9 protein-coding genes are annotated in these 14,337 nt (G+C 46.9%); 7 read left to right on the plus strand and 2 right to left on the minus strand.

Going from position 1 to position 14,337, the window contains the following annotated elements; genetic code table 11:
- Positions 1–172: 172 nt before the first annotated feature.
- Positions 173–4,192 (minus strand): response regulator, encoded by a 4,020-nt coding sequence (locus tag H6629_21315; protein ID MCB9070324.1) that lies wholly within the window; start codon positions 4,190–4,192, stop codon positions 173–175.
- Positions 4,193–4,368: 176 nt separating this feature from the next.
- On the minus strand, positions 4,369–5,100 hold the full coding sequence (gene pgl / locus H6629_21320; GenBank protein ID MCB9070325.1) for a 6-phosphogluconolactonase: 732 nt from the start codon (positions 5,098–5,100) through the stop codon (positions 4,369–4,371).
- A 258-nt stretch (positions 5,101–5,358) separates the two neighbouring features.
- On the opposite strand from pgl, the gene H6629_21325 reads away from it, so the two are divergent.
- The 7 genes from H6629_21325 to H6629_21355 all read left to right on the plus strand — a co-directional run bounded on the left by H6629_21325 (position 5,359) and on the right by H6629_21355 (position 14,305).
- A complete protein-coding gene (locus H6629_21325; protein MCB9070326.1) occupies positions 5,359–6,876 on the plus strand; it encodes a magnesium chelatase in 1,518 nt (505 codons plus the stop codon).
- Positions 6,877–6,954: 78 nt separating this feature from the next.
- Positions 6,955–7,671 carry an enoyl-CoA hydratase/isomerase family protein gene (locus tag H6629_21330; GenBank protein ID MCB9070327.1) on the plus strand — a complete coding sequence of 239 codons (717 nt, stop codon included), beginning with the start codon at positions 6,955–6,957 and terminating at the stop codon, positions 7,669–7,671.
- 98 nt (positions 7,672–7,769) lie between these two features.
- On the plus strand, positions 7,770–9,071 hold the full coding sequence (locus H6629_21335; protein MCB9070328.1) for a PQQ-like beta-propeller repeat protein: 1,302 nt from the start codon (positions 7,770–7,772) through the stop codon (positions 9,069–9,071).
- Between the two features lie 13 nt (positions 9,072–9,084).
- Complete coding sequence (locus H6629_21340; protein ID MCB9070329.1) at positions 9,085–10,332, plus strand: PQQ-like beta-propeller repeat protein; 1,248 nt, start codon at positions 9,085–9,087, stop codon at positions 10,330–10,332.
- A 157-nt stretch (positions 10,333–10,489) separates the two neighbouring features.
- Positions 10,490–12,637 carry a TonB-dependent siderophore receptor gene (locus H6629_21345; GenBank protein ID MCB9070330.1) on the plus strand — a complete coding sequence of 716 codons (2,148 nt, stop codon included), beginning with the start codon at positions 10,490–10,492 and terminating at the stop codon, positions 12,635–12,637.
- A gap of 1 nt (position 12,638) precedes the next feature.
- The gene (locus H6629_21350; protein MCB9070331.1) at positions 12,639–12,854 is read left to right on the plus strand and encodes a hypothetical protein; all 216 of its coding nucleotides are present in this window, start codon (positions 12,639–12,641) and stop codon (positions 12,852–12,854) included.
- Positions 12,851–14,305, plus strand: a complete 1,455-nt coding sequence (locus H6629_21355; protein ID MCB9070332.1) for a sodium:solute symporter family protein — start codon at positions 12,851–12,853, stop codon at positions 14,303–14,305. Before H6629_21350 ends, H6629_21355 begins: the two co-directional genes overlap by 4 nt.
- Positions 14,306–14,337 lie beyond the last annotated feature (32 nt).

Consider the following 14,337-nt stretch of genomic DNA (forward strand, 5'->3'; position numbering starts at 1 on the left):
AGCGAGTTGCTCTATCGAAATATTTTAGCGTATTAACTCCTATTCTTCCTACTTCGCTTGCTCTTTATACGACTACAGAATCTCCTGCTCAAACTCTTCTGCAACATCCTGACAGGCTGAAGAATTTTTGTTTTAAGACATGCCTGATTTACAAAATTATCCCAATAACAATTTACAGCTTAACACCCCATTCTCGGATAACTGTCAGTAACTTATTGATTTCTATCGGTTTACTGATGTAGTCATCCATGCCGGCAGCAATGCATTTTTCACGATCTTCCTGCAATGCGTTTGCTGTAATTGCAATAATCTTTGGCGAATGTGCCTTCCCGAGCGATTCAATAATCTTGCGTGTTGCTTCCAGCCCATCCATTTTGGGCATTTGCATATCCATAAAAACCAGATCGTATTTATTGTTTAAAACCGTATCAACTGCCGCCAAGCCATCAGGAACGATATCAATTTCATAACCCATTTTTTTAAGCAACCGGGATGTAAGTTTCTGGTTAATCGGATTATCTTCAGCCAACAACATTTTCAGTGGAATTGCTTCTGCGATGGAGGCATCGAGACGTGGTTTCGGCTGATTCAATGCGGGCAAAATTGAGGCGCTTGTATTAAAAATATTTTCGACAGCATCAAAAAACTGTTCCTGCCGGATAGGTTTGGTGAGTATGATTTTAAAATATAGTTCAACTTTTTTCTGAATGTCTTCATCGCGATTTAACGATGTCATCAAAATAAGCGGAAATTGAAATTTTGCGTCTAACTGATGCAATTGTTCGGCAAACTGCAATCCGTCCATTTCCGGCATTTGCATATCGATGATACCAAAATCAAAATGTTTGCCGTTTTTAATCTCCGCCAACGCATGCACCGCCGAAGCAAAAGATTGACTTTTGGCGCCAATTTTTTCCAGTTGACGGCTGACAAATAACCGGTTTGTAGGATGATCATCAACAACAAGCACTAATTTTTGATCAAATTTATACAAATCCGGCGTAAATAATTGTTGATTTGGTGTAGACTCATCCGATGCAATATTGAATGTTACGCAAATGTGGAATGCGGTGCCTTTGTTCTCTTCGCTTTCGAACCAAATTTTTCCATTCATTAGTTCCACCAGGCGTTTGGAAATTGCAAGTCCCAAACCGGTACCGCCAAATTTGCGGGTTGTTGAGGCATCCACCTGCGAAAATGATTCGAACAATCGGCTTTGTTTGTCCAACGGAATACCGATTCCAGTATCCTGAACACTCAATTGTATTTGCAACTGATCTTTGGATTTTGATATAACCTTCGTATAAACAGTAACTTCGCCTTCATTTGTAAATTTGAGTGCGTTACCAACAATATTGCTCAAAATTTGTCGGACACGCATCATATCACCAACAACCATTGCCGGAACATCAGCTTCCAAAAAGCTGCCCAAACCCAACCCTTTGGCGGTTGCCTGAGGAGCAAAAAGATCGACCACTTCTTCGATCATTTTCAAAATATTAAACGGACGATTTTCCAGTTCAATTTTCCCAGCTTCAATTTTTGAGAAATCCAGAATATCGTTAATAATATGAAGCAAATTTTCACCGCTGGAGCGCAATGTTTCAACATATTCCAGTTGTTCAGCCGTGAGTTTGGTTTCGGTGAGCAACATCGTCATTCCGATAACGCCATTCATCGGTGTGCGGATTTCGTGGCTCATTGTTGCCAAAAACTCCGATTTGGTTTTGGCTGCAGCTTCTGCGGCAATTTTGGCGAGCTTCAGCTCTTCTACCGTTTGGCTGAGGGCATCGGTTTTTTGCTCCAACTGAAATTTTGTTTCCATCAGATCTGCCGCAAGTTTTTCCAATCCCAACTGAAATTCCCGGGCTTCGGTAACATCCCTCAAAATGAAAACGGCTTCCTGGTCGTTGATGGCAACGCAGCGCGCCTCATAAATATGTTTGCTGTTATCTGCTTCGAAAATCAATTCGGACTGCAACATTTCACGACTTGCAGTAACTTGATGCACCATTTGGCGAATCTTTTGAATGGCTTTTACCGGTAATTCACTACTTTCCAGCGATTTACCAATATGTGAGGAGCAGTTTTTGCAAAGTATTGTATCTTCTGATTTTATGTCCAACAAAATTCCATCCGAACTGATCCTGAAAATCGTGTCGGGAATTGCATCCAGTAACGCCTCGGTCCGTTCGCGTGATTGGTGCAAATCAAATTCTGATTTTTTTCTGCGGGTAACATTCCGGATAATTACCAGATAATCCTCGTCCCGGCTTTTCGCGATACGCGCTTCATGGTTTTGCATATCGCCGGTGTTTCCCGGCAATCCAAATTCGAACACCGTGACCGGGTTTTGGTGATCCAGTTTATCAAAACTATCAATAAATTTGGCGGCTAACTCTTCCGGGAAAATTTGTTGTAATGTGCTGTTTTTGATGTTCGCTAACGTGAACGGCAGTTGAGTATTTTCCGTGATGTTCGCGTTTAAAATTTTACCATCGCGGGTGATTTGCATCAGGGTATCGGGGAGCGCATCCAACAGGGTGCGGCTGTTGGATTCACTTTTACGCAATGCATGCTCAGTAGATTTAAGCTCTGTAATATCGTGACCTACTGCCAAAAAACCAATGTGTCCGATATGCGAATCATTAAGTGGCTCAAACACCCAATGCAAATAACGCGATTCATTTTTGGAAAACGGTACAAACAAATCCAACTTAAATTGACGCGCAGCCGTAAGGTTCTCAACAATCTGCGACTGAATATTTTCCGGGAAAAAATCCTGAAAATTGCAACTGACAGCATCTTCATTTTTAACCCGGAAAAACTTGCAAAAAGCCTCATTCACAAATGTTAAAAATCCGGTTGGCAAAAGCCTGCAAACGATTTCACTTTGGTTTTCAATCAGAAAACGATATCTGGTTTCGCTTTGGCGAAGCGCTGTTGCGGTATTTTTTTCTTCTGTAATATCTCTGGCAGAGATAAAAACCAATTGCTGATCGGCATCTGCAGATATTTTCCATGCAAACCAGCGATAATCGCCGGACTCGCTGCTAAAACGGCTCTCGAGCCGGGCAACCTGGTTACCTTTGATTACTTCCTGAATTTTATTTTTGGCGATTTCGCTATCCTGCGGATGAATCAGCGAAATCACATTTTGGGAGAGCAACGCGCTGCAATTTGTGCCGAGTGCTTTTTCCCAACTGGGGTTGATTCGTTGAAAATTTCCGTCAAAATCTGTAATTCCCAACATATCCTGTGACAGTTGGAAAAATCGATCGCTGATAAACTCAGCATTTTTCTGCTGTTTTTCGGTTTCAAAAACCTTGATATGCTGTTCCAGCAAATTGGCGATTGTTTCGAGAATTTCCAGTTCAAATTGCCGAAAAGCCGATTCCCGCGTATCCGGGGAAAAAAAGACAATCGCACCTGGAACATCGTTTTTGATGTTGAACGGCGTTGCGATAACCGTATTAATATTACCGGAAACTTTCGGGTTTTCCAGTTCCTGCATACCCTGCACAAAAGCGACTGTGCTTTTTTGCGAGAGCATTTGTGGCAGGTAAAGCTCCATCAATTCATTTTCCGGCGAATATGTTGGCTTTCCAAAGTTCGTTAATTCAGAATATAGCTGTTGTTTTCCGTTGGCAGGGTCATAAATCATTCCCATATCGGTACGGAAAATTTCGCATCCTTTTTTCAGATACGCGGCGTAAAGTTCATCAATATTTTTGTATTCTCCCAGGCTCAGGTGATGGAGCCGGGTGATACTCATCGAAAATAATTCCAGTTCGATAGATGTTTTGGTGAGCCTTTGCTGGCTTAAACGGCGTTCCGTCAAATCTTCAACGGAAACAATCATCAACCGGTCAGGGCTTATCAAAACCTCGTTGGAGATCATTCGCCCCTGAAATAGAAACCCTTCGAGTGAAAGAAAATCATAAAAACGGGTAGCCTGCGGAACGGCAAACTGGTTTTTCAGTTCGTTTTCATCAGCGATATTTATAAAGGGCGATGGGCTAATCAATTGGTTGAAATTAATCATCAGCAAATCTTCCAGATGTTCAGCATGGAACATCGAAAGTGCCAATTCATTACACATAAAAATCAATTGGGTATCCGGCTCAACGATAAACATTGCCCGACCAGCATTGTTGAACAATGCTTCAGAAATTTGCCTGATCCCGATCATTCTTTGTTGCAATGTGTTATCCAACATTTAAAACTTAACCTCAGTCAGTGGTATCGTAATATTTTTTGACAAAAATATTATCGGAATACTGCCGGGTAAGTAAAGTAAAAATAACGTTAAAATGCCGGATTATTTCGTCTGTAAAGTAGGATGAAGTAGTTCAATTTCGCACAAATTCATATGTCTTTTGCGGCGTCGGCATCCAGCCACCATTCCAAAATTCCGTTTTTGGGGTGAACCATTGCGGCTGGCAAATTGGAAACAGATTTTTCTTTTTTGAGAATACGCGAAACCAGTTTCTGCTTTTCTGCTCCGGTAACCAGAAATGAAATGCGCCGGGCAGCGTTGATTACCGGTAATGTTAGTGTCACGCGTTTTTGCCCGCTGGTTGGATGTGTTGCTACCGAGCAAAAGTTTGTGTCGGATAGGGTTTCAGAATTAGGAAACAGTGATGCGGTATGCCCGTCTGTTCCGATCCCCAACAAAATCCAGTCAAAAATCGGGATGTTTTCTGAATTCAGCGGTAAAAATTTTGTGAGTTGTTTGTTGTAATTTTCAGCCGCTTTTTCCGGTTTTGTTTCGCCGTGAATCCGCATGATCCGGCTTTTGGGAATTGAGATCACAGAAAACAGGCTTTGCTGAACAACGCCAAAATTGCTTTGCGGGTCTTGTGGCGGAACGCAGCGTTCATCGCCCCAGAAAAAGCGAATATTTTTCCAGTGAATTTGGGTGTTGTAAAGGGATTGCGCCATAGTTTCGAACAGCAATGTTGGTGTTGTGCCACCGGATAATGCAAGATTGAGTGATTGACGATGTTTTTTGGAAAAAGCAGAACGATGCACAATTTCCAGTGACAGCGAATGGGCTAACAATTGCGGGTTATCGTAAATTTTGACGAACGGTTGCATTTTTATACCGAAGGTGTATATTTCACCAGATTTAGCAGATATCTTTGAATTATTTAAAAAACACAGTTTCTGAAAAAAATGCAAATTTCATTTGAGGTCGAGAAAAAAAGTTCAGTAAAAAGGGTGAAACCGTTTAGGAATTTATTCATTAAAAATTTAGATTGACTAAATTCCCTTTGAATGGTGATGTTTAATATCTTACGATTTAAAATAAGTTAGCCTGATTTAAATAACAAGTTTTTTCGGGGAGAAAAATTGATGAATGAGCAGCAAATTGCACATATAAAAACGTTGGGAGATCTCAAAAAATCCGGATATAACCCCAAAACGATTAAACAGGAATTGCGGGAAAATCTGATAACGAAACTGAACCGGAAAGAGCCGCTGTTCGAAAGTGTACTGGGTTACGAAAAAACCGTAATCCCCGATATTGAGCGGGCAATTTTATCGCGGCACAACATCATTTTGTTAGGTTTGCGCGGTCAGGCCAAAACCAGAATTGCCAGATTAATGACCCAATTGCTGGACGAATATGTCCCGTTTGTGGGAGGTTCCGAGCTGAACGATGATCCGCTCGCGCCGATTTCCAGATATTCAAAAGACCTTATTGCGGAGCTTGGCGACAGCACGCCCATCGATTGGCTGCACCGCGACGACCGTTACGCCGAAAAACTGGCAACGCCAGATGTTTCCGTTGCCGACCTCATCGGCGATTCCGATCCCATCAAAGCAGCCAATTTGCGGCTGCCGTATTCGGATGAACGGGTGATCCATTTCGGGCTGGTGCCGCGCTCCAACCGCTGCATTTTTGTGATAAATGAATTACCCGATTTGCAGGCGAGAATCCAGGTTGCGCTGTTCAATATTTTGCAGGAGGGCGATATTCAGATTCGCGGATTCAAGCTGCGCATTCCGCTGGACATCAAATTTGTGTTTACTGCAAACCCGGAAGATTACACCAATCGCGGTTCCATTGTAACACCGTTGAAAGACCGGATCGAAAGCCAGATTTTGACCCACTATCCGAAAACAGTGCAGATCGCCCAAAAAATTACCGAACAGGAATCGGATATTGCGTTGTCGCAGCAATCGATGGTGCGCGTCAGTCCGATTGCGCAGGAATTGCTGGAGCAGATTGCTTTCGAAGCCCGCCACAGCGAATACGTGGACAGCAGGAGCGGTGTTTCCGCCCGTTTGACCATCGCCGGATATGAAAACCTGATTAGCGCTGGCGAGCGCCGTGCGCTGCTGTTTGGCGAAGAGCGCACTTTTGTCCGCGTTGCGGATTTTTGGGGCGTGATTCCCGCCATCACCGGAAAAATTGAGCTGGTGTACGAAGGCGAGCAGGAAGGTCCGTTGAAAGTGGCGCACATTTTGATCGGGAAAGCCACCCGCACGGTATTCGCGAAATATTTTCCGAATCCCGAACAGTTCAAAAAAGAGCAGGAATTTAACCCATATCAGAAAATTGTCAGTTGGTTCGGCGAAGGCAATCACATCGACATTTTAAACGATATTTCGGAAGAAAACTACCGGAAGCAGTTGCTGAAAGTTCCGGGATTGCGTGAGTTGGTAAAAAATTATTATCCCGAAGCCGAAGCGCATGAGCAGCAATTCCTGATGGAATTTGCCCTTCACGGATTGGCGGAATATTCGTTTTTGAGCAAACAATTGGTCGATTCCGGACTGCAATTCCGCGATTTGCTGAGCAGCATGTTCGGTGGACAAGATGACCGGGAAGATGACGAATTTTCTGACCGGGATTTTTACGGTTGATTAACAACTTTAATCATAAAATGGAAAAAAACCATTTCTTCACTGCAACCGACATTAATTGTTGAACGGGAATCGCCGTTGGCGCTGATAACCCTCAACCGTCCCGCCGTTCACAACGCCGTGAACGAACAAATGATGGATGAATGGGAAAATGCGTTGGACGAAATAGCGGCAGATGAATCGATTCAAACGATTATCATCAGCGCCGCCGGCGAAAGTTCGTTTTGCGCCGGTGGTGATTTGCGCTATTTTGCCACGCTAAAAACCGCGGAATCCTGCCGGAAAATGTCCGTTCGCATGCAAAAAATTCTCAACCGTTTGTATTTGGGCAACAGATTTGTCATTGCTGCTGTTAACGGGCAGGCACTTGGCGGCGGTTGCGAAATTTTAACCGCTTGCCACTACCGGATTGCGGCTGATAATGTTTCGTTCGCATTCCGGCAGGCGCCCAACGGGATCATCACCGGATGGGGCGGGGGAGTGCGGTTGCTTCGCCAATTGCCGCGCTCAATCGCACTGCGGTTGTTGCTAACCGGCGAACGCTTTTCTGCGTCGGATGCCCTGCGTTTTGGATTCATCGATGAAATAGTGGCGCCCGAAACCGTTTTGCAAACTGCCCGTCAATTGGCAGAACTTACTCATAAAAACGATGCTGCAGCTCGCCGGATTTTTGTGCAACTGAGCAACCGGATCGCCCAAAACGGTTCTCCGGAAATCAGCGAATGGGAAACGGAACAGTTTGTCAATTGCTGGATGGGCGAAACATTCCAACAAATTCTCAACAAATTTGCGTAACACACCTTTCGCCGGAAACCTGAGTGCGGTTTTTAGCGTAGCTATTTTTTATCCGGTTTTTTAAATCCACGATGTTTAACTCAAACAGCGAGAATCCCATGAACCACATAAAGACCGCTATTTTTGCCACTATTTCGACGCTGGTTTTGGCAGGTTGCCAATCTCAAGCCGAAAACGGCGAACCGGTAACCGGCGACCCGCAAATGGTAAAAGTAATCCACTCATCCGAGGCAACGGTTGACATCGAAAAAAATTGGCCGCAATGGCTCGGTCCCAATCGCAACGGCGTAGTTTCCGGAGCGACGGTTCGTACCAACTGGGCGGAAAAAGAGCCAAAAATTGTCTGGAAAATTGAGCTGGGTTCGGGATTTTCCGGCATCAGTATAGTGGATAACAAAGCTTTTACAATGGCATCGGACGGCGACAACGAGTTTGCAGTTTGCCTCGATGCCCGCACTGGAAAAGAAATTTGGCGCTACAATACTGGTCAGCATTTCTCGGATTGGCAGGGTGGCTCCGGACCGCGTTCCACACCATCGGTGGATAATGGGATCGCATATTACATCAGCTCTCACGGCTCCGTTTTTGCGCTAAACGCGAATTCCGGCAAGCTGGTTTGGCAAAATGATTTGCGCAAAAATTTTGGTGCAAAAGTGCCGCAATGGGGGTTTAGCGGCTCGCCGTTGGTGGACGGAAATCTGGTTTATGTGGAAACCGGCGGCAACTCCGGCAAAGCGTTAGTGGCATTTGATAAAACGGATGGCAAAGTCGTTTGGACATCGCAATCGGATAACATCGGTTATTCCTCACCGATCATCGTAACAGCCGTGGGTGTTCGCCAATTGATATTTTTTACCGGATCGCATGTGATGTCTGTTTCACCGGAAACCGGAGAGCTGTTCTGGAAAACCCCGTGGGAAACTTCGTACGACGTAAACGCCGCAACACCGGTGTTTATCGCGCCGAACCGGCTGTTTATTTCGTCCGAATACGGTGTTGGCGCTGCCGTTTTCGAAATGACCGCAAACGCTGGAAAAATATCGGTGCAGCAAATCTGGAAAAATCGTGAGATGAAAAATAAAATGGCTACATCGATCGTTCACAAAGGATACGTTTACGGCATCGATGGCAGCATTCTCAAATGCATCGACGCTGCCACCGGTGCAGAAATGTGGAAAGCCCGTGGCTACGGTCAGGGTTCGCTGATTTTGGTCGGCGAAAATCTGGTGTTGCTCGGCGCACGCGGAAATGTGGGGTTGGTGGAAGCGAATCCCCAACAATTTAATGAACTTGGAAATATGGAAGTACTCGCCGGTCGCAGTTGGACGGTACCAACATTTGTTGATGGCTATCTATTTGTCCGCAACCTCGAAGAAGCTGCCTGCATCGATTTAAATTGAAAGGTTAAATATTATGAAATACAGATACTTATGGATTATGATTGTCTGGATTTTTCTGTATCTTTCCGGTGCTGCAGGCTTTGGCTTTCCCGATGAAAACGGCAGCGACTGGACACAAATGCGCGGCTCCGCTCGCGACGGGATTTCTACCGAAACAAAGCTGGCCGATCGCTGGCCGGAAAGTGGTCCCGCAGAAATTTGGCGGAAAAATATTGGCGACGGTTATTCCGGCGTTGCTGTTTCGGGTGATCGATTGTTTATCACTTTTTCGCACGATGGCAAAGAAAAGCTCTTTTGCCTGAATGCCGGGTCAGGTGGTGAAATATGGCAATTTGCGCTAAACGACCATTTCGATGAGCAGTTTGGCGACGGACCGCGAGCCACACCCACCATCGACGGCGAAACCGTGTACGCGATCGGGTCGTATGGCATTTTGTATTCGCTGAATGCAAAAAACGGCCAAAAAAATTGGGAATTGAACATCCATCAAACCTTCAGCGACGAGCAAAATGGCCCGTATAATCGCGGGTATGCCTCATCGCCGTTAATTTTAGGCGATACGCTGTTCATCTGCGGCAGCATTCCCCCCGGAAAAACGGTGGTCGCGCTGAACAAACACACCGGCAAAACCATTTGGACATATCAAAACGGCACCACTTCATATTCATCGCCAATGTTGATGCACATTTCCGGGCATCCGCAAATTGTCAGCAGCATCGGTTACGGCATGGCCGGAATCGATCCCAAAACCGGCGCGGAATTGTGGAAATATCGCTGGGAAACATCCTACGAATTAAATATCGTTCCGCCGTTGCAAGTTGCGCCGGACAAAGTGATGATTTCATCCGGATACGACAAAGGCGCTGCGTTGGTGCAACTGCAGCAAAAAAACGGCAGCTGGGAAGTGAACGAGTTGTGGACAAACCGGCTGTTCCGCAATCATTTTAACGGTTCCGTGCTTTTGGATGGATTTTTATATGGCTTCGATAACAAAAATTTAAAGTGCATTAACGCACTCACCGGCGAAGAACAGTGGGCAAACCGTGATTTTGGCAAAGGTTCTGTAATTTTGGCGGATGATAAATTGTATGTGCAGGGCGAAAACGGCCAGATTGCGTTGGTCAAAGCAACGCCAACCGGATACACGGAGTTGGGTCGCCACACCGCGTTAACCGGTCGATGCTGGACAATTCCCGCGTTGGCAAACGGCAAATTATACGTTCGGAATATGAGCGAGCTGGTTTGTTACGACGTCAAATGATCCCGAATTGGCGGGTAGCCGCATCCGGTTTCCTGCCGAATGCAAATAAAGGATGGGTGGATTGCGTTGAAATTTCCTGATGATGTAACTTCTATTGCCCACCTGCGTTAATTTTTCAAAACTGACATTAAATAATGATTGTGAAAGGATATGTTGAATGAATTTAACCCGGTTCATTAGTGGATTACTGTTGATGATTTCCGTGACTCAAGTTTTTGTTTTTGCGCAAGATACGCATCCCGAAATGACCCTCGTCGATTCTGTGGTTGTCACCGAACAGAAGGAGGGCAAAATTGCGACCTATAATTTAACCGCAACCAAACTGCCGGTGCCAAACCGGTTGACTCCCGCCAGCGTTAGCGTGGTTACACAGGCTGTTTTCAACGCCCAAAACAGCACGGTGCTCGGCGATGCTTTGCGAAATATCAGCGGCATCAATGTGCAAAGCGGGAACGGTGTGTACGATTATTTTACCATTCGCGGATTCAACTCGCTGGACAACGGGCTGGTGCTCACCAACGGCACCGCCGAACCGGAAGTCACGTTTTACAATCTTTACAACATCGAACGGGTGGAAGTGCTCAAAGGTCCGGTTGCGTTTTTGTATGGCGCGAACCCGCTGTCCGGCACGGTGAACCTGGTGCGGAAACAACCGCAATTCAGCCAGTTTGCGCGCTCCGGCGTCAGCTACGGCAGCTTCAATTCCTTTCGCGGCACGTTCGATTCGAATTATGGCAATGCAGATCGCGGATACGCATTCCGGGTGAACGGTCTGTATCAGCAATCCGATTTTCATCGCGATGACAAAGAAAACGACAGCTACGCCGTAAATCCATCGCTCACCTGGCTCATTTCCGACCGGATAACACTCCACGCCGATTACGAATTTGCAACCAGCAATTATTCGCCGGATGCGGGGCTTCCGCTGCTTTTCGCCACCGGCAATCCGGCGGATCCGCAAATTCCGGATGTCCCCGTAGAAGAAGCGTACGAAACACCGTTCGATTTCTCCGAGCAGAAAATTAATCGCGCCAAAGCGAGCCTGAGCTATTCAATTTCACCGCAGGTGTTGCTGCGCAACAAATTTTATTTCACCAAACTCGATTGGCAATCAAAAGGAACGTTGCTCAACGGCGCATATCCGGATGGTTTTGGCGGAACAACGGTCATCCGTTTTGTGAACAGTTTGGACGATGTTCAAAAAATGATCGGTAATCAGCTGGAATTGCAGGCGAATTTTTACACGGCCGGCGCCAAACACCGGTTGCTCGCCGGGGTGGAATTCAGTCGTTTGCAGGATGAATTCCGGCTGGGATTTGTGCCGCCGGTTTTGCAGCCGGGTTTCCCCGGAATTTCACCGGTCAGCCTGAACGATCCGGCGGATGCGACCACCGAAGACATGTTCAATTTCGTGATTCCCAACCTCGATGCGGATGCGTCAATTACCAATATCGCGCCGTATCTGATCGACCAAATTACCGTATTTCAACAATTGCAGGTATTTCTCGGCGGGCGGTTCGATAACATTTCATACGATGATAACCGCACCTTTTACGACGTAACCTCCGGACAGCCTGCCGGAACATTGGTTGAGGAAAAAGATTTCAACCGGCTGAATCCGCTGGCTGGTTTGGTCTATTCGCCGCGCGAAAACGTGTCGCTGTATGGCAGCATGGGTAGCGCGTTTGCCCCGCCGTCCACCCAGATCGGGGTTAGCGCCGATGCCGAGGAAAGCAACCAGATCGAGTTCGGCATAAAAAGTGAACTGGCAAACGGTCGCCTTCGCGCAAATGTGGCGTATTTCGATTTGCGAAAAGATGATTTTGCCATTCCGCAGGGCGACGGCACCGCAATTGTGGCGGATCAGCGATCAAAAGGCGTCGAGCTGGAAATCATCGCGGAGCCGTTGCAGGATTTGGTGCTGTTCGCCAACTACGCATTTACCGATGCGGAGCTGACAAAATTTGTCAAAAATGGCGTTTTCGATTATTCCGGCAATCGTCCCGCATTCGCGCCGGAGCATTTGCTGAATATTTTTGCAATCAAGGATTTTGCCAACGGGTTTGGCGTGAATGCCGGTTTGCGCTTCATCGGCAGCCAGTTTATTGATGAAGATAACGCGCTGGAGCTGGATGGATACACTACCATAGACGCGGGCATTTTTTACCGGCTGAACAATGCGCGGCTGGGCGTGAACCTGAAAAACATTGCCGGAACTGAATATTTTACAAGAGGTTACGATAGCTATTCAATCATTCCCGGAAACCCGTTTGCGGCGTACGGAAGCATCGAAATCGGGTTGTAAAATGAAATATCTGGTATTCACATTGCTGCTGTTGCTCTATTTATTGCATAACGATTTGTGGTTGTGGCACGATGCTTCGTTGATCGCCGGTTTGCCGGTCGGGTTGGTGTATCACATCGTTTATTGTTTTGCAGTTGTTGTTGTGATGGCGTTGCTGATTAAATTTGCCTGGCCGGATGACGTTGCGGATCAATCGGAAAGGCAGGCTGATTCGTGATAACCGGTATTATTTTTGGCTATCTGGCAATTGTTCTGCTCATCGGATTGCTCAGTCACCGGCTGTTTCGCGGCACGGGAACGGATTTTTTTCTGGCGAGCCGCTCAATCGGATCGTTTGTGTTGCTGATGACCCTGTTCGGCACGCACATGACCGCATTTTCTATTTTGGGCGCGTCCGGCGAAGCGTATCACAACGGCATTGGCGTGTTTGCGCTGATGGCGTCGTCTTCCGCGCTGATGGTTCCGGTGACCATTTTTTTCCTCGGACCGCGATTGTGGGAAATCGGGAAACGCCACAATTTTGTTACCCAGGTTGAATTTTTCCGGGCGCGCTACCAATCGGATGTGCTCGGTTTGCTCCTGTTTGCGGTTATCGTTTTGCTGATGATTCCGTATCTGCTCATCGGCGTGATGGGCGGCGGCATTACGATGAACAGCATGACCGGCGGCGCGATTCCCCGATGGGTGGGCAGCATCATCGTTTGTGCGGTGATTTACACCTACGTCGCTTACAGCGGATTGCGCGGCACTGCATGGGTTAACACCTTTCAAACACTGGTATTTATGATACTTGGCGGCGCTGCATTTTTTGTGATAGTCCGGTCGCTCGGCGGCATCGAAACAGCCATGAAAACCGTTGCCGAAATTCGCCCGGAATTGCTCATTCGCGGCGAAAAAATCCCGCCGGTGAAGTTGTTCAGCTACACGTTTATCCCGCTGTCTGTGGGCATGTTTCCCCATATTTTCATGCACTGGCTTTCCGCAAAAAGCGCCCGCACGTTCCGATTGCCGATCATTTTATATCCCGTTTGCATCGCGATTGTCTGGATTCCCAGCGTGTTGCTCGGCGTGATGGGCAACATCGATTTTGCGGGATTGCAGGGTCCCGCAGCCAACAGCGTGCTGGTGCAAATGGTTGCGCAATACGCGCCCGGCGTGATGGGCGGGTTGCTCGCCGCCGGCGTGATCGCGGCAATTATGTCCTCACTCGATTCCCAAACGCTGGCGCTCAGCACCATGTTCACCCACGATATCGTCAAAACGCGCCGGAACAACACACTGAGCGAACGCGGGCAAGTGTGGCTCGGTCGCGCCTTTGCCCTGGCGATTTTGTTGGTTACTTTCGGGCTGTCGTTGATTGTCCGGCAAAGTATCTTTAAATTGGCTGTGTGGTCGTTTAGCGGATTTGCGGCGCTGCTGCCGATTGCCATCGCTGCGATTTATTGGCGAAAAAGCACCGCAAACGGGATTATTGCATCAATTATATCTGTCGCGATTTTATGGATTTACTATTTCTCGATGGCCTGGGACAATCCCGGATACAGCGTCGGCGGCAGCGGATTGATGCCGGTTGCTGTGATGTTCACTGTTTCAGCAGTTGTGTTGATTGTGATTTCGTTGCTCACCAAAGCACCGGAAAAACAGGTGCTCGACAATTTTTTTCGGTAACGTTGATGCATAAAAACAGCAGACGCGAACCT

The organism is Calditrichia bacterium (genome assembly GCA_020634975.1).
Lineage (GTDB): Bacteria > Calditrichota > Calditrichia > RBG-13-44-9 > J075 > JACKAQ01.